Origin of the sequence: Streptomyces sp. NBC_01216 (assembly GCF_035994945.1) — a bacterium.
In the GTDB taxonomy this organism is placed as follows: domain Bacteria; phylum Actinomycetota; class Actinomycetes; order Streptomycetales; family Streptomycetaceae; genus Streptomyces.
Genome location: NZ_CP108677.1, coordinates 6,288,011 through 6,305,395 on the forward strand (window position 1 = coordinate 6,288,011; position 17,385 = coordinate 6,305,395).

Here is a 17,385-nt window from a genome sequence, read left to right on the forward strand (position 1 = left end):
GCGGCACCGGGCCACCGCGTTGAATGTCGAACCACTGAACCGTCACACGGACGGCCTTGGCGTCAGTTCCAGCCGAAGAGCGCGTCGTGGGCCTTCACGTCGCCGCTCTCGACGAGTCCGGAGAGGGAGTCGGGGGTGGCTTCCAGCGCGACGACGGGGCAGATGGGGGACTTGCCCGCGGCCTCGACGTCGGTCGGGTTCCAGCGCACGACGGCCTGGCCGCGCGTGACGGTGTCGCCCTTGCTCACCAGCAGCTCGAAGCCCTGCCCGTTCAGCTGGACGGTGTCGATCCCCAGGTGGGTCAGCACGCCGTGCCCCTCGTCGTCGACGACGACGAACGCGTGCGGGTGCAGGGAGACGATGACGCCGTCGACCGGAGACACCGCCTCCGATGTCTCACGTACGGGATCGATGGCCGTGCCCGGTCCGACCATGGCGCCGGAGAACACGGGGTCGGGTACCGCGGCGAGACCGATGGCGCGTCCGGCGAGCGGCGAAGTCACGGTGGTCATGGGAAGCCTCCCAGGGGCGGAGATGGTGTGGCGCCGTCACTGCTTGTACCGGACGGCGTACTGTTCAGAAGCGTATGTCACGGGAAGTCCAGTTTCCGCGCCATATCTACCGGTTGGCGGACCTAGGAGCATCCCGCAATGATTTGCCTCCACTGACGGTGGGATGTACTGTCGTACTTCTGCGTGACCACAACGCGACTCTGAGTCGTGGGTCCGGCAGCACCTATCGAGCCAGATCCTAACCCCAGTGGTCTACACCTCTCCATGTCTGCGGGGGGTGGTCCGGGGGGTCGAGAAAGCCTGGTAGTGTTTGAACCCGCCGCAAGGGAATGCCACGAAAGTGAATTCCTGGAGGCGATACCCGCTCCAGCGGGTGGCGGAAACGGAAATCAGGTCTGCTAGGCTGGAAACACGAAAGACCGAAGGGGAAATGCCCGGAGGAAAGCCCGAGAGGGTGAGTACGAAGGAAGCGTCCGTTCCTTGAGAACTCAACAGCGTGCCAAAAATCAACGCCAGATTAGTTGATACCCCGTCCATCTTCGGATGGTCGTGGTTCCTTTGAAAGTCCTGTCGGCCCTTGTGGTGGGCAGGCGACATACACAGCGAGGACGCTGTGAACGACCGGTCTTATTCCGACTGGTCGTTCCGCTCTCGTGATGTGTGCACCCGCGGCCCTTCATCGGGCATTGGTCGGGTAAACATTCACGGAGAGTTTGATCCTGGCTCAGGACGAACGCTGGCGGCGTGCTTAACACATGCAAGTCGAACGATGAAGCCCTTCGGGGTGGATTAGTGGCGAACGGGTGAGTAACACGTGGGCAATCTGCCCTTCACTCTGGGACAAGCCCTGGAAACGGGGTCTAATACCGGATAATACCGGCTTCCGCATGGGGGTTGGTTGAAAGCTCCGGCGGTGAAGGATGAGCCCGCGGCCTATCAGCTTGTTGGTGGGGTAATGGCCTACCAAGGCGACGACGGGTAGCCGGCCTGAGAGGGCGACCGGCCACACTGGGACTGAGACACGGCCCAGACTCCTACGGGAGGCAGCAGTGGGGAATATTGCACAATGGGCGAAAGCCTGATGCAGCGACGCCGCGTGAGGGATGACGGCCTTCGGGTTGTAAACCTCTTTCAGCAGGGAAGAAGCGAAAGTGACGGTACCTGCAGAAGAAGCGCCGGCTAACTACGTGCCAGCAGCCGCGGTAATACGTAGGGCGCAAGCGTTGTCCGGAATTATTGGGCGTAAAGAGCTCGTAGGCGGCTTGTCACGTCGGGTGTGAAAGCCCGGGGCTTAACCCCGGGTCTGCATTCGATACGGGCAGGCTAGAGTGTGGTAGGGGAGATCGGAATTCCTGGTGTAGCGGTGAAATGCGCAGATATCAGGAGGAACACCGGTGGCGAAGGCGGATCTCTGGGCCATTACTGACGCTGAGGAGCGAAAGCGTGGGGAGCGAACAGGATTAGATACCCTGGTAGTCCACGCCGTAAACGTTGGGAACTAGGTGTTGGCGACATTCCACGTCGTCGGTGCCGCAGCTAACGCATTAAGTTCCCCGCCTGGGGAGTACGGCCGCAAGGCTAAAACTCAAAGGAATTGACGGGGGCCCGCACAAGCAGCGGAGCATGTGGCTTAATTCGACGCAACGCGAAGAACCTTACCAAGGCTTGACATATACCGGAAAGCATTAGAGATAGTGCCCCCCTTGTGGTCGGTATACAGGTGGTGCATGGCTGTCGTCAGCTCGTGTCGTGAGATGTTGGGTTAAGTCCCGCAACGAGCGCAACCCTTGTCCTGTGTTGCCAGCATGCCCTTCGGGGTGATGGGGACTCACAGGAGACCGCCGGGGTCAACTCGGAGGAAGGTGGGGACGACGTCAAGTCATCATGCCCCTTATGTCTTGGGCTGCACACGTGCTACAATGGCCGGTACAAAGAGCTGCGATGCCGTGAGGCGGAGCGAATCTCAAAAAGCCGGTCTCAGTTCGGATTGGGGTCTGCAACTCGACCCCATGAAGTCGGAGTTGCTAGTAATCGCAGATCAGCATTGCTGCGGTGAATACGTTCCCGGGCCTTGTACACACCGCCCGTCACGTCACGAAAGTCGGTAACACCCGAAGCCGGTGGCCCAACCCCTTGTGGGAGGGAGCTGTCGAAGGTGGGACTGGCGATTGGGACGAAGTCGTAACAAGGTAGCCGTACCGGAAGGTGCGGCTGGATCACCTCCTTTCTAAGGAGCACAGTACCGATTGCAGGCAAATGTTCTGCACGGTCAGCTCATGGGTGGAACGTTGATTAGTTGGCACAGTGGGTTTGGACGAGTTCGTTAGTACTGCTTCGGCGTGGAACGCGGTGATCGTCTGGACTGGCTGTGTTTGGCACGTTGTTGGGTGTCTGAGGGTGCGGCCGTGAGGTCGTTGCCTTCGTGATGCCGGCCCCAGTGAACCTGTTGCTTGTCGACGGGGTGATGGGTGGCTGGTCGTTGCTTGAGAACTACACAGTGGACGCGAGCATCTGTGGCCAAGTTTTTAAGGGCGCACGGTGGATGCCTTGGTACCAGGAACCGATGAAGGACGTGGGAGGCCACGATAGTCCCCGGGGAGCCGTCAACCAGGCTTTGATCCGGGGGTTTCCGAATGGGGAAACCCGGCAGTCGTCATGGGCTGTCACCCATGCCTGAACACATAGGGCATGTGGAGGGAACGAGGGGAAGTGAAACATCTCAGTACCCTCAGGAAGAGAAAACAACCGTGATTCCGGGAGTAGTGGCGAGCGAAACCGGATGAGGCCAAACCGTATGCGTGTGATACCCGGCAGGGGTTGCGCATGCGGGGTTGTGGGATCTCTCTTTCACAGTCTGCCGGCTGTGAGGCGAGTCAGAAACCGTTGATGTAGGCGAAGGACATGCGAAAGGTCCGGCGTAGAGGGTAAGACCCCCGTAGCTGAAACATTGACGGCTCGTTTGAGAGACACCCAAGTAGCACGGGGCCCGAGAAATCCCGTGTGAATCTGGCGGGACCACCCGCTAAGCCTAAATATTCCCTGGTGACCGATAGCGGATAGTACCGTGAGGGAATGGTGAAAAGTACCGCGGGAGCGGAGTGAAATAGTACCTGAAACCGTGTGCCTACAAGCCGTGGGAGCGTCGCATGCAAGCTTGCTTGTATGTCGTGACTGCGTGCCTTTTGAAGAATGAGCCTGCGAGTTTGCGGTGTGTTGCGAGGTTAACCCGTGTGGGGAAGCCGTAGCGAAAGCGAGTCCGAATAGGGCGTTTGAGTAGCACGCTCAAGACCCGAAGCGGAGTGATCTAGCCATGGGCAGGTTGAAGCGGAGGTAAGACTTCGTGGAGGACCGAACCCACCAGGGTTGAAAACCTGGGGGATGACCTGTGGTTAGGGGTGAAAGGCCAATCAAACTCCGTGATAGCTGGTTCTCCCCGAAATGCATTTAGGTGCAGCGTCGTGTGTTTCTTGCCGGAGGTAGAGCACTGGATAGGCGATGGGCCCTACCGGGTTACTGACCTTAGCCAAACTCCGAATGCCGGTAAGTGAGAGCGCGGCAGTGAGACTGTGGGGGATAAGCTCCATGGTCGAGAGGGAAACAGCCCAGAGCATCGACTAAGGCCCCTAAGCGTACGCTAAGTGGGAAAGGATGTGGAGTCGCAGAGACAACCAGGAGGTTGGCTTAGAAGCAGCCACCCTTGAAAGAGTGCGTAATAGCTCACTGGTCAAGTGATTCCGCGCCGACAATGTAGCGGGGCTCAAGCGTACCGCCGAAGTCGTGTCATTGCAGTATGTACCCCCAACGGGGACTGTGATGGGTAGGGGAGCGTCGTGTGCCGGGTGAAGCAGCCGCGGAAGCGAGTTGTGGACGGTTCACGAGTGAGAATGCAGGCATGAGTAGCGATACACACGTGAGAAACGTGTGCGCCGATTGACTAAGGGTTCCTGGGTCAAGCTGATCTGCCCAGGGTAAGTCGGGACCTAAGGCGAGGCCGACAGGCGTAGTCGATGGACAACCGGTTGATATTCCGGTACCCGCTTTGAAACGCCCAGTATCGAGCCCATTGATGCTAAGGCCGTGAAGCCGTCCTGGATCCTTCGGGTGAAGGGAAGTGGTGGAGCCGCTGATCCAAGGTGGTAGTAGGTAAGCGATGGGGTGACGCAGGAAGGTAGTCCAGCCCGGGCGGTGGTTGTCCCGGGGTAAGGGTGTAGGCCGTGTGATAGGTAAATCCGTCGCACGTTAAGGCTGAGACCTGATGCCGAGCCGATTGTGGTGAAGTGGATGATCCTATGCTGTCGAGAAAAGCCTCTAGCGAGTTTCATGGCGGCCCGTACCCTAAACCGACTCAGGTGGTCAGGTAGAGAATACCGAGGCGTTCGGGTGAACTATGGTTAAGGAACTCGGCAAAATGCCCCCGTAACTTCGGGAGAAGGGGGGCCATGTCTGGTGATGAGTCTTGCACTCTGAGCTGGGTGTGGCCGCAGAGACCAGCGAGAAGCGACTGTTTACTAAAAACACAGGTCCGTGCGAAGCCGTAAGGCGATGTATACGGACTGACGCCTGCCCGGTGCTGGAACGTTAAGGGGACCGGTTAGTGATCTTTCGGGGTTGCGAAGCTGAGAACTTAAGCGCCAGTAAACGGCGGTGGTAACTATAACCATCCTAAGGTAGCGAAATTCCTTGTCGGGTAAGTTCCGACCTGCACGAATGGCGTAACGACTTCTCGACTGTCTCAACCATAGGCCCGGTGAAATTGCACTACGAGTAAAGATGCTCGTTTCGCGCAGCAGGACGGAAAGACCCCGGGACCTTTACTACAGTTTGATATTGGTGTTCGGTTCGGCTTGTGTAGGATAGGTGGGAGACTTTGAAGCTGTGACGCCAGTCATGGTGGAGTCGCCGTTGAAATACCACTCTGGTCGTGCTGGATGTCTAACCTCGGTCCGTGATCCGGATCAGGGACAGTGTCTGATGGGTAGTTTAACTGGGGCGGTTGCCTCCCAAAGAGTAACGGAGGCGCCCAAAGGTTCCCTCAGCCTGGTTGGCAATCAGGTGTTGAGTGTAAGTGCACAAGGGAGCTTGACTGTGAGACCGACGGGTCGAGCAGGGACGAAAGTCGGGACTAGTGATCCGGCGGTGGCTTGTGGAAGCGCCGTCGCTCAACGGATAAAAGGTACCCCGGGGATAACAGGCTGATCTTCCCCAAGAGTCCATATCGACGGGATGGTTTGGCACCTCGATGTCGGCTCGTCGCATCCTGGGGCTGGAGTCGGTCCCAAGGGTTGGGCTGTTCGCCCATTAAAGCGGTACGCGAGCTGGGTTTAGAACGTCGTGAGACAGTTCGGTCCCTATCCGCTGTGCGCGTAGGAATATTGAGAAGGGCTGTCCCTAGTACGAGAGGACCGGGACGGACGAACCTCTGGTGTGCCAGTTGTCCTGCCAAGGGCATGGCTGGTTGGCTACGTTCGGGAGGGATAACCGCTGAAAGCATCTAAGCGGGAAGCCTGCTTCGAGATGAGTATTCCCACCTCCTTGAGAGGGTAAGGCTCCCAGTAGACGACTGGGTTGATAGGCCGGATGTGGAAGCCCAGTAATGGGTGGAGCTGACCGGTACTAATAGGCCGAGGGCTTGTCCTCAGTTGCTCGCGTCCACTGTGTTAGTTCTGAAGTAACGAACTCGCCTTTTTGCTGGCTGGAGTTTGTTTTCTTCATAGTGTTTCGGTGGTCATAGCGTTAGGGAAACGCCCGGTTACATTCCGAACCCGGAAGCTAAGCCTTTCAGCGCCGATGGTACTGCAGGGGGGACCCTGTGGGAGAGTAGGACGCCGCCGAACAATTTTTAGCCTCAGTCCCCGGACCTCGTGTCCCGGGGACTGAGGCATTTTCGCGTTCAGGCACGGGACACCCCTGTCGTCCCCGCCGTGAACGCTGAGGGTAGGGTCAGGGGGCATCATCGGCACATTCTCACAGGAGGCCCCCGGGTGGAGGTCCAGGAGACTCGCGTTCAAACGGACCGGGTCCTCACCATCCCCAACATTCTCAGCATGGCCCGCCTGGTCGGCGTGCCGCTTTTCCTGTGGCTGATTCTCCGCCCCGTGTTCGGCGGCCCCAACAGTGACGGCTGGGCCCTGCTGGTCCTGATGCTGAGTGGCGTGAGCGACTATCTCGACGGGAAGCTCGCCCGGCGCTGGAACCAGATCAGCAGCCTCGGCCGGCTCCTGGACCCGGCCGCCGACCGCCTGTACATCGTCTCCACCCTCGTCGGACTGACCTGGCGCGAGATCCTGCCCCTCTGGCTGACCCTCGCCCTCTTCGCACGCGAGCTGATGCTGCTGGTCATGGTCGGAATCCTCCGACGGCACGGCTACCCCCCGCCCCAGGTGAACTTCCTCGGGAAAGCCGCGACCTTCAACCTGATGTACGCCTTCCCGTTGCTGCTGCTCAGTGACGGAACGGGCTGGCTTTCGTCACTCGCTGAAGTTTTCGGGTGGGCCTTCGCCGGATGGGGTACAACTCTCTATTGGTGGGCAGGGATCCTCTACGTGGTCCAGGTCCGTCGACTCGTGAAGGCGGAAACAGCGACCGACTGAGCCCGTCTGTCCTGTGCCGTGCAGCGTCGCCGGCATGTACGAGGACCGTCCCGGGGCAACCGAGCGGACAGGGTGAGGTCGGCTGGACCGTCGTCTCTTCAAGGAGGACGCTTCCGACATGAAGGCCGTCGTGATGGCCGGTGGCGAAGGAACCCGACTTCGCCCCATGACCTCGAGCATGCCCAAGCCTCTTCTGCCGGTCGCCAACCGGCCGATCATGGAGCATGTCCTGCGACTGCTCAAGCGGCACGGTCTCACGGAGACCGTCGTCACGGTGCAGTTTCTCGCCTCACTCGTCAAGAACTACTTCGGTGACGGCGAAGAACTCGGGATGGAGCTCACGTACGCCAACGAGGAGAAACCCCTCGGGACCGCGGGGAGCGTGAAGAACGCCGAGGAAGCCCTGAAGGACGACGCCTTCGTCGTCATCTCGGGTGACGCGCTCACCGACTTCGACCTCACCGACCTGATCGCCTTCCACAAGGAAAAGGGCGCCCTGGTCACGGTCTGCCTGACCCGGGTGCCCAATCCGCTGGAATTCGGCATCACCATCGTGGACGAAGAAGGCAAAGTCGAACGCTTCCTGGAGAAGCCGACCTGGGGACAGGTCTTCTCGGACACCGTCAATACGGGCATCTACGTGATGGAGCCCGAGGTCTTCGACTACGTCGAGGCGGATGTTCCGGTCGACTGGTCCGGTGATGTCTTCCCTCAGCTCATGAAGGAGGGCAAGCCGATCTACGGCTATGTCGCCGAGGGCTACTGGGAGGACGTCGGCACCCACGAGAGCTACGTCAAGGCACAGGCCGACGTGCTCGAAGGCAAGGTGCAGGTCGAACTCGACGGCTTCGAGATCTCCCCGGGCGTCTGGGTCGCCGAAGGCGCGGAGGTCCATCCCGACGCGATCCTGCGAGGACCGCTGTACATCGGTGACTACGCGAAGGTCGAGGCCGGCGCCGAGATCCGCGAACACACCGTCATCGGTTCGAACGTCGTCGTCAAGAGCGGCGCCTTCCTCCACCGCGCCGTGATCAACGACAACGTCTACGTCGGCCCGCAATGCAACCTGCGCGGCTGCGTGATCGGCAAGAACACCGACGTGATGCGGGCCGCCCGGATCGAGGACGGCGCGGTCATCGGCGACGAATGCCTGATCGGCGAAGAGTCGATCGTGCAGGGCAACGTCAAGGTCTATCCCTTCAAGACCATCGAAGCCGGCGCGTTCGTCAACACCTCCGTCATCTGGGAGTCCCGCGGGCAGGCGCACCTCTTCGGCGCTCGCGGCGTCTCCGGGATCCTGAACGTCGAGATCACGCCGGAGCTCGCCGTGCGGCTCGCCGGCGCCTACGCCACCACGCTGAAGAAGGGCGCGACCGTCACCACGGCACGCGACCACTCGCGGGGCGCCCGGGCCCTCAAACGGGCGGTCATCTCCGCACTGCAGGCGAGCGCCATCGACGTACGCGACCTGGAGAACGTACCGCTGCCGGTGGCCCGGCAGCAGACGGCCAGGGGCAGCGCCGGCGGGATCATGCTGCGGACGACGCCTGGAGTGCCGGACTCCGTGGACATCATGTTCTTCGACGAGCGGGGAGCGGACCTGTCGCAGGCGGGCCAGCGGAAGCTGGACCGGGTCTTCGCACGCCAGGAGTACCGGCGGGCCTTCCCGGGCGAGATCGGTGACCTGTCCTTCCCGGCGAGCGTCTACGACTCGTACACCGGCTCGCTGCTGCGGAACGTCGACACCACCGGCATCGCCGAGGCGGGCCTCAAGGTCGTGGTCGACGCGTCCAACGGAAGCGCGGGGCTCGTCCTGCCCAGTCTGCTCGGACGGCTCCAGGTCGACTCGCTGACGATCAACCCCGGCCTCGACGAGTCCCGGCCCACCGAGTCGGCCGAGACCCGCAGAGCCGGGCTCGTGCGGCTCGGGGAGATCGTGGCGTCGGCACGCGCCGCGTTCGGCGTGCGGTTCGACCCGGTGGGCGAGCGGCTCTCGCTCGTCGACGAACGCGGGCGGATCATCGAGGACGACCGGTCCCTGCTGGTCATGCTCGACCTGGTGGCGGCCGAGCGGCGCTCCGGACGGGTCGCGCTGCCCGTGACGACGACACGGATCGCGGAGCAGGTCGCCGCCTACCACGGCACGCAGGTGGAATGGACGACGACCTCGCCGGACGACCTCACCCGGGTCGGCCGCGAGGAGTCCACCATCTTCGGCGGCGACGGCCGCGGCGGATTCATCATCCCCGAGTTCAGCAGCGTCTTCGACGGCGCCGCCGCGTTCGTGCGGCTGATCGGTCTGGTGGCGCGGACACAGCTCACTTTGAGCCAGATCGACGCCCGGATCCCCCGGGCGCACGTCCTCAAGCGGGACGTCGCGACCCCGTGGGCGGTGAAGGGCCTCGTGATGCGCCGGGTGGTCGAGGCGGCCGGCGAGCGGTCCGTGGACACCACCGACGGCGTACGGGTCGTCGAGGCGGACGGGCGCTGGGTGATGGTGCTGCCCGACCCGGCCGAGGCCGTCACCCATCTGTGGGCCGAGGGCCCGGACGACACCTCGGCGCAGGCCCTTCTCGACGAGTGGTCGGGTGTGGTGGAGAGCGCAGGTCAGTAGGCGGACGGCCCGGCCGGGCCGGGGGACGCCTCGCGGGCGTCCCCCGGCCCGCCGGTGGGGCCATTCGGCGGTAGCGCCCGCGACGTGCGACGATGTGCGGCATGTCGCAGCAGCCCCCCGTTCGGAGCACCGGAGCGCCCCCACCGCGCCCCGACGCGTCCATGTCGCTGCTGAACAACGTCATCGACCATGCCCTGGACGACGGCTACGCGGAGGCGTCGGCCCGGCGAGAGGCCGAGGGCGGCGGAATGCCGCGCACGCTGCGCTCCAAGCTCGGGCTCGCCGCCGGCCTGGTCCTCGCCGCGGCCGTGGTGACCGTGGGTGCCGCCGAGGCGCGGATCTCCGCCCCGGTCGTCGCCAAGGAGCGCCAGGAGCTGATCGACCGGATCGAGGCGGAGTCCTCGGCGGCCGACCGGCTGGAACAGGATGTCGAGAAGATCCGGGGCGAGGTCGGGGAACGGCAGCGCAAGGCACTGGAGCAGCACGGCGGCGACCAGGCCGAGCTCGTCGCCCTGCTGTCGGGCGCCACCCCGGTCCGCGGGCCGGGGGTGAAGCTCGTCGTCGACGACGCCAAGGGCACGAACTCGGGCGGCGGCGGGCCGCGGGAGAGCAGTGGGTTCGCGGACACGGGCCGGGTCCGCGACCGGGACATGCAGCGGATCGTCAACGGGCTGTGGGAGTCGGGCGCCGAGGCCGTGGCGATCAACGGGCAGCGGCTGACGTCGCTGTCCGCGATCCGGGCCGCCGGCGACGCCATACTGGTCGACAACAAACCGCTGGTGCCGCCGTACACGGTGCTGGCGGTGGGGGACGGGCAACGGCTCAGCACCGCGTTCCAGGACAGTGCCGACGGCCAGTATCTGCACGCGCTCCAGGAGAACTTCGGCATCCGGACCGGCATCTCCACCGAGACCGAGGTGCGGCTTCCGGCCGCGCCGAGCCTGATCGTACGCACAGCGGAGCCGAGGGGAGCCGGGGCGGCCGCGTCCACCGGGCGGGCCACGGCCGACACAGGGAAGGGCACATCTTGATCGCCGTACTGGGCCTGATCGTGGGAGTGGTGGTCGGACTCTTGGTCCGTCCCGAGGTTCCGGCGGTGGTCGAGCCCTATCTTCCGATCGCCGTGGTGGCCGCGCTCGACGCGGTCTTCGGCGGGCTTCGCGCCATGCTCGACGGGATCTTCGTCGACAAGGTCTTCGTGGTCTCCTTCCTGTCGAACGTGGTAGTGGCGGCGCTGATCGTCTTCCTGGGCGACAAGCTGGGCGTCGGCGCCCAGCTGTCGACCGGCGTGGTCGTCGTCCTCGGCATCCGGATCTTCTCCAACGCGGCCGCCATCCGGCGCCACGTGTTCCGGGCGTGAGGCCGATGAGCGACCAGAACGACGAGCAGGAGCGGAAGAACGAGGCCGGGCGCCCCCGGAAGCAGGACGGTGACTCCGGCCCGTACGAGGACACGCGGGGGCACCAGGGCACGGGGAGCGAGGCAGCCGCGGGCGGTGCCGCGGCTGCCTCCGAGGCCCGCGAGGACGCCACCGCGCCCCCGGCAGGTCCCGGCGGCACCGGTCCCGGTGGCCCGACCGGACCCGCCCGCGCCGGAGGACCCGCCGGACCCCCGCTCCCGGGAAGGGCATCGGGCCCCACCGGTCCCACCGGGCCGGGCGGACGTCCCCTTCCCGCCGCACAGGCAGCCTCGGAGGCTCCCTCCGGCCTCTCCGGCCCTTCCGGCCCCGCCCCGGCCGCCGGCGAGGCGTCCGGTCCGACGATGACGGGTCGGCAGCGACTGGCCGCCGGGCTCTGGCCCCCGCGCGTCAGCCGGGCCCAACTGATCGTCGCGGTACTGCTGTTCGTGCTCGGTCTCGGTCTCGCCATCCAGGTCCGGTCCACCAGCGACAACAGCGCGTTGCGCGGCGCCCGCCAGGAGGACCTGGTGCGTATCCTCGACGAACTCGACGACCGCACCCAGCGGCTGGAGGACGAGAAGACACGGTTGGAGAGCCAGCGTTCGGAGCTCGAGTCGAGTTCGGACCAGGCCGAGGAGGCGCGCCGGCAGACGCAGGAGAAGGAAGGCCAGCTCGGCATTCTCGCCGGCACCGTGGCCGCCGAGGGTCCGGGGATCACGCTGACCATCGGCGACGGTTCCGGCGCGGTCGAGTCGGACATGCTGCTCGACGCGATCCAGGAGCTGCGGGCGGCCGGTGCTGAGGCGATCCAGGTCAACGACGTCCGGGTGGTCGCGGACAGTTACTTCTCCGGCGGCGAAGGTGACATACGGATCGATGGAACGAAGGTGACCGCTCCGTACGTCTTCAAGGTCATCGGCAAGCCCGAGGATCTCGAGCCCGCGCTCAACATCCCCGGCGGAGTCGTGCAGACGTTGGAGAAGGAGCAGGCCACGGCCACGGTGGCCCGCTCCGAGAAGATCACCGTGGATGCCTTGCGACCTGCGAAGCGGCCTGACTACGCTCAGTCGTCGTCACAGTGAGGCGGGGGCGAATGGCGATCGCGCGACATGGGGATGACGTTGCGGGGGGTCGCCGCACCACAAGTGTGGTGCGTGGTGGAAACTGTCCGGAGGGTATGGACGTTGTGAAGATGTCCCGGTCGGCAGGTGTGTTGAGTCAGGGTTCGTCCTGCCCCACGGGCGGGTCTGTTTCAGTCAAGGGGAATCGCCCGTGAAGTGGTTTGCGAAGTTGTTCGGCAAGAACGCGAGCGAGGACGGTGGCAACGCCAGGCACCGTGCTCCGCGTCATGCCCAGAGTGAGGAGCAGGGCGGCGAGCGTCCGCTGTTCCGCGACGAGGTGGGCGGTCACGGCGCGTCGTCCGTTGACCCTGCCGGTGCCGCCCGCATAGGTTTCGGGGAACCAACAGCCTCGAGTACGGGTGGAGGGTTCGCTCCCGACCCGTACGCGACCCAGGCCTCCGCGGGTCAGCCGCGGCAGGAGGATCCGTCCATGCCGGTGTGTACGAGGTGCGGTCACCGCAACGCCGCGGACAGTCGGTTCTGCTCCCACTGCGGCGCGCCGCTGCGGGGCGGGGTCGCCCCGGAGCGTGCCTCCGAGACGACGTCGACGATCTCCATCTCCGGTCTGGAGGCGTACTACGACTCCGAGGCCACCGGGCAGACCCCGGTTCCGTCACTGTCTCCCGAGGCATTGGCGGCGGTCGAGGCACTCCCGCCCGGTTCGGCCCTGCTGGTGGTGCGCCGCGGCCCGAACTCCGGCAGCCGCTTCCTGCTGGACAGCGAGCTGACCACGGCGGGGCGTCACCCGCAGAGCGACATCTTCCTGGACGACGAGTCCTCGTCGGTGTCGAGGCGACACGTGGAGTTCCGCAGGCAGCCCGACGGCACCTTCGTGGTCGCCGACGTGGGCAGCCTCAACGGCACGTACGTCAACCGGGAGCCGATCGACGCGGTCGTGCTGTCCAACGGCGACGAGGTGCAGATCGGCAAGTACCGGCTGGTGTTCTACTCGAGCCAACGGGGCGTGTGACGCCTCGGGGAACCCGTCAGGGAAGGTCCATGCTGCGTACATCGACGGGCGGTGCCGGACGCGGCGCCGCCGCCGCGGACGACCGGCTGGTGAGCATCGGCGCGGTGCTGGGCCGGCTGCGTGACGAGTTCCCCGAAGTCACCATCTCCAAGATCCGGTTCCTGGAGGCCGAGGGGCTCGTCGAGCCCCGGCGGACGGCCTCCGGATACCGCAAGTTCAGCGAGCAGGATGTGGAGCGGCTCGCCCGGATCCTGCGCATGCAGCGGGACCACTATCTTCCGCTGAAGGTCATCCGCGAGCACCTCGACGCCCTCGCCCGCGGCGAGACCGTCCGGCTTCCGTCCCCCAGCCCTCAGCGGGACCCGCTGGACGAGGCCCGGGAGGGGGACACCGGTGGGCCCACGGCCGCGCGGGTGGGACGGGCCGAGCTGCTCGCCGCCGCCGAGGTGGACGAGGCGGAGCTCGCGGAATGGGAGTCCTACGGCCTCATCGCCGCCGGGCCCGGAGGCGACTACGACGCGGAGGCGGTCACCGTCGCGCGGCTCGTCGCGGATCTGGGGAGATTCGGTCTGGAACCGCGTCATCTTCGCGCCGTGAAGGCCGCCGCCGATCGCGAGGCGGGACTGGTCGAACAGGTGGTCGCTCCCTTGCGTCGGCACCGCAATCCGCAGACCAGGGCGCATGCCGAGGCCACCGCGAAGGAACTCGCCGGACTCTCCGTACGGCTCCACGCGGCGCTGATCCAGACCGCTCTCGGAGTACGCCTGCCGTGATCCCGGGGGAGCCCGACTATCCAAACCGACCGGGCACGTCCTAGGGTTGCTGTGTGAACGAGCTCGACGTTGTGGGTGTCCGGGTGGAAATGCCCTCCAACCAACCGATCGTGCTCCTGCGTGAAGTGGGAGGCGATCGGTACCTCCCCATCTGGATCGGACCGGGGGAGGCGACCGCGATCGCCTTCGCTCAGCAGGGCATGGCTCCGGCCAGGCCGCTGACGCACGACCTCTTCAAGGATGTGCTGGAGGCCGTGGGGCAGGAGCTGACCGAGGTCCGGATCACGGATCTCCGTGAAGGGGTCTTCTACGCGGAGCTGGTCTTCGCCAGCGGTGTCGAGGTGAGCGCCCGGCCTTCCGACGCGATAGCGCTGGCCCTGCGGACCGGAACGCCGATCTTCGGAAGCGACGGTGTGCTCGACGACGCCGGCATCGCGATTCCGGACGAGCAGGAGGACGAGGTGGAGAAGTTCCGCGAGTTCCTCGACCAGATCTCCCCGGAGGACTTCGGGACGAACAGCCAGTGAGCGGGCCGGCCGTCCGGATCGCCGGCTGCCGAACTCCCGGTGCCGGTGCGCCCGACCGTTGGCCGGAAGTCGACTGTCGTTGACCGGGTGCTGTCAGAGCATTCGGATAGCCTTTCCCGGAAGAGAGACACGGGAAACCACTCTCAGGGTGATTATCACTCGGCGTGCCGAGTGTGGCGATCGTTGACGCACCCCGAGTGACTGCCTACCTTCGTGTGGGCAGGTCAAGGACGGAGGGTCGGCGTGATGAGCAGCGGCGACGGTACGGCAGGGGGCTCTCTCGGGCGGGCGCCCTCGGAGAGCGGTCCGTATCCGCTTCACGGCGGGGTGGGTGACTTCGATGCCGGCGCGGATGCGGACACGGTGGGATATCGCGGCCCGACCGCCTGCGCGGCGGCGGGGATCACGTACCGCCAGCTGGACTACTGGGCCCGCACGGGTCTGGTCGAGCCGAGCGTGCGGTCCGCCTGCGGCTCAGGGACACAGCGGCTCTACAGCTTTCGCGATGTCGTCGTCCTCAAGATCGTCAAGCGCTTTCTGGACACCGGTGTCGCCTTGCAGAACATCCGGGCCGCCGTCCAGCATCTCCGGGCCCGCGGCTTCCGTGACCTGGAGCGGATGACCCTGATGAGCGACGGGGCCACCGTGTACGAGTGCTCCTCGCCCGACGAGGTCGTGGACCTGCTCCAAGGCGGCCAGGGTGTCTTCGGGATCGCCGTCGGCGTGGTCTGGCGTGACGTGGAGGCGGCGCTCTCGCAGCTTCACGGGGAGCGTGTCGACACCGGCGAGACGCTGATCGGGCACAACCCCGGCGACGAACTCGCTCGGCGACGCCGCGACCGGGCCGTCTGAGCGTCTGTCGGCCGAAGGCCACCCGACAGGCTCCGGGACACGGGCCCGCGGCACGCCCCCGGGTCGCCGTCCTGCGGCTCCGCCGGGGAGGGCCGGTCCTCTTCGCACGCGGGTGCGGTCGATTGTCAGTGGGGTAGGGGAGCATCGGAGAGGTGAGAGCCGCCCCGACGATCCTGCATCTCGACATGGACGCCTTCTTCGCCGCCGCCGAGCAGGCGGCGAAGCCCAGTCTGCGCGGAAAGCCGGTGGTGGTCGGGGGACTCGGTCCGCGGGGTGTCGTGGCCACCTGTTCCTACGAGGCACGCCGCTTCGGTGTGCACTCCGCCATGCCGATGGGCCAGGCGCGCCGGCTGGCTCCGAACGCCGCCTACCTCGTGCCGCGCTTCGCGTTCTACCGGGCGATCAGCGAACAGGTCATGGAACTCCTCGGGCGTCTCTCGCCGCTGGTCGAGCCGCTGAGCCTGGACGAGGCATTCGTGGACCTGGAAGCCGGGGGCGCGGCCCGGGACGCCGCGAGCGCCCGGAGGGTCGGTGAGCGACTGCGCAGGGACATTCGCGAGTCCACGGGACTGGCGGGGTCGGTGGGGCTCGCGGGGTCCAAGATGCTTGCGAAGATCGCCTCGGAGGAGGCGAAGCCCGACGGGCTCGTGCTCATCGAGCCGGGGACGGAACGCGAGCTGCTCGGACCGAAGTCGGTGCGGATCCTGCCGGGGGTCGGCCCGGCGACGGGGGAGCACCTGCGGAGGGCGGGGATGACGGCCGTGTCCGACCTCGCGGAGGCGGGCGAGGACGAGCTGGTACGCCTGCTCGGGCGAGCGCACGGGACCTCGCTGTACCGGATGGCGCAGGGACATGACGACCGGCCCGTCGTGGCGGAGAGGGACGCGAAGTCGGTCTCCGTGGAGGACACCTTCGACGTCGACCTGCACGATCGGGTACGCATCCGGACCGAGGTCGAGCGGCTGGCCGAGCGGTGTGTGGGCCGGCTGCGCGGCTCCGGCCACTCCGGGCGGACGATCGTGCTCAAGGTGCGGCGCTACGACTTCTCCACGCTGACCCGGTCGGAGACCCTGCGCGGCCCGACGGACGACCCGATGGTGGTCCGGGAGGCGGCGGGGCGTCTGCTGGAGGCGGTGGACACCACGGGCGGGGTGCGACTGCTCGGCGTCGGGGTGAGCGGCCTCGCCGACTACACGCAGGAGGACCTCTTCGCCCAGGCCGAGGCCCGTGCGGACGAGGCGGGTCCGGCCGGCACCGGCCGGGAGGCGGCGGACGGGCCGGCGACGGAACGGGAGTCGCCCGCGGCCGGGCCGGAACCCTCGGCCGCGGCGCCTGACTGGGCCCCCGGGCTCGACGTACGGCATGCCGCCCACGGGGCCGGCTGGGTGCAGGGCAGCGGCGTCGGACGGGTCACCGTGCGCTTCGAGGAGCCCGGCTCGGCTCCGGGCCGGGTCCGCACCTTCCCCGTCGACGATCCCGATCTGGAACCGGCCGATCCACTCCCGTTGGTGGCCGGCGGGCCCACAGGGTGGGAGCGGCGGACCGGCACGGTGCCGGGGGAGGCCGGAGACATCCCACGGCCAGACGCGTCCTCGGACGGCGTGGGTCAGGAATCGCCCTGACCCGCCAGGCGGCCGAAGTCGCGGTCCGGTGGCGGGGGCGGCAGCACGATGTCGTAGTGGCGATAGAGCTGGAGTTCCTGCTCGGGGGAGAGGTGCCTGCCCACGCCGAAGTCCGGGGCGTCCTTGATGAGCGACCGCTCGAAGGGGATGTGCAGGCCGTCGTCGACCAGTTCGCTGGGCTCCAGAGGGACGAACGCGTCCCGGCTGAACAGGCCCGTGCGGACAGCCGCCCATTCGGGGACCCCGGTCGCGTCGTCCAGGTACACCTCGTCCACCGTCCCGATCTTGTGCCCGTCGCGGTCGAACGCCTTGCGGCCGATCAGGCTGCGCGGATCGATGTCGGTCTGCACGGTCCCTCCAACGGGTCGCAACTGCTCTACAAGGACTACGAAAGTGCACATCTGG

At 65.8% G+C, this 17,385-nt stretch carries 12 protein-coding genes and 3 rRNA genes; 13 read left to right on the forward strand and 2 right to left on the reverse strand.

Translation table 11 applies throughout. The features are described 5' to 3' along the window. Positions 1-62: 62 nt before the first annotated feature. Complete coding sequence (locus OG393_RS28295) at positions 63-512, reverse strand: PTS sugar transporter subunit IIA (protein ID WP_327377514.1); 450 nt, start codon at positions 510-512, stop codon at positions 63-65. A 701-nt stretch (positions 513-1,213) separates the two neighbouring features. Here OG393_RS28295 and OG393_RS28300 point away from each other — a divergent pair. The 13 genes from OG393_RS28300 (at position 1,214) to OG393_RS28360 (ending at position 16,980) form a co-directional block, all read left to right on the forward strand. Next, positions 1,214-2,739, forward strand: a 16S ribosomal RNA gene (locus OG393_RS28300). Positions 2,740-3,027: 288 nt separating this feature from the next. Further along, a 23S ribosomal RNA gene (locus OG393_RS28305) occupies positions 3,028-6,149 on the forward strand. 80 nt (positions 6,150-6,229) lie between these two features. Then, a 5S ribosomal RNA gene (rrf, locus tag OG393_RS28310) occupies positions 6,230-6,346 on the forward strand. Together the 16S, 23S and 5S rRNA genes form the textbook arrangement of a ribosomal RNA operon. Positions 6,347-6,493: 147 nt before the next feature. Continuing rightward, positions 6,494-7,102 (forward strand): CDP-alcohol phosphatidyltransferase family protein, encoded by a 609-nt coding sequence (locus OG393_RS28315; RefSeq protein WP_327377515.1) that lies wholly within the window; start codon positions 6,494-6,496, stop codon positions 7,100-7,102. A 118-nt stretch (positions 7,103-7,220) separates the two neighbouring features. Beyond that, the gene (locus tag OG393_RS28320; RefSeq protein WP_327377516.1) at positions 7,221-9,716 is read left to right on the forward strand and encodes a mannose-1-phosphate guanyltransferase; all 2,496 of its coding nucleotides are present in this window, start codon (positions 7,221-7,223) and stop codon (positions 9,714-9,716) included. A 101-nt stretch (positions 9,717-9,817) separates the two neighbouring features. After that, on the forward strand, positions 9,818-10,747 hold the full coding sequence (locus OG393_RS28325) for a DUF881 domain-containing protein (RefSeq protein WP_327377517.1): 930 nt from the start codon (positions 9,818-9,820) through the stop codon (positions 10,745-10,747). After that, positions 10,744-11,076: a small basic family protein gene (locus OG393_RS28330; protein ID WP_015032176.1), complete on the forward strand. Its 333-nt coding sequence runs from the start codon at positions 10,744-10,746 to the stop codon at positions 11,074-11,076. Before OG393_RS28325 ends, OG393_RS28330 begins: the two co-directional genes overlap by 4 nt. A gap of 401 nt (positions 11,077-11,477) precedes the next feature. Continuing rightward, entirely contained in the window at positions 11,478-12,197 is a 720-nt protein-coding gene (locus OG393_RS28335) for a DUF881 domain-containing protein (protein ID WP_327378578.1), read from the forward strand. Between the two features lie 82 nt (positions 12,198-12,279). Further along, positions 12,280-13,206 carry an FHA domain-containing protein gene (locus OG393_RS28340; RefSeq protein ID WP_327378579.1) on the forward strand — a complete coding sequence of 309 codons (927 nt, stop codon included), beginning with the start codon at positions 12,280-12,282 and terminating at the stop codon, positions 13,204-13,206. Positions 13,207-13,235: 29 nt separating this feature from the next. Next, positions 13,236-13,979, forward strand: a complete 744-nt coding sequence (gene ftsR, locus OG393_RS28345) for a transcriptional regulator FtsR (protein ID WP_327377518.1) — start codon at positions 13,236-13,238, stop codon at positions 13,977-13,979. Between the two features lie 53 nt (positions 13,980-14,032). Next, the gene (locus tag OG393_RS28350; protein ID WP_005475662.1) at positions 14,033-14,506 is read left to right on the forward strand and encodes a bifunctional nuclease family protein; all 474 of its coding nucleotides are present in this window, start codon (positions 14,033-14,035) and stop codon (positions 14,504-14,506) included. Positions 14,507-14,752: 246 nt separating this feature from the next. Continuing rightward, positions 14,753-15,358 carry a MerR family transcriptional regulator gene (locus tag OG393_RS28355; RefSeq protein ID WP_327377519.1) on the forward strand — a complete coding sequence of 202 codons (606 nt, stop codon included), beginning with the start codon at positions 14,753-14,755 and terminating at the stop codon, positions 15,356-15,358. A 152-nt stretch (positions 15,359-15,510) separates the two neighbouring features. After that, positions 15,511-16,980: a DNA polymerase IV gene (locus OG393_RS28360; RefSeq protein ID WP_327377520.1), complete on the forward strand. Its 1,470-nt coding sequence runs from the start codon at positions 15,511-15,513 to the stop codon at positions 16,978-16,980. Here OG393_RS28360 and OG393_RS28365 read toward each other — a convergent pair. Further along, positions 16,965-17,381 (reverse strand): PRC-barrel domain-containing protein, encoded by a 417-nt coding sequence (locus tag OG393_RS28365; RefSeq protein WP_327377521.1) that lies wholly within the window; start codon positions 17,379-17,381, stop codon positions 16,965-16,967. The two genes, OG393_RS28360 and OG393_RS28365, sit on opposite strands and share 16 nt — an antisense overlap. Positions 17,382-17,385 lie beyond the last annotated feature (4 nt).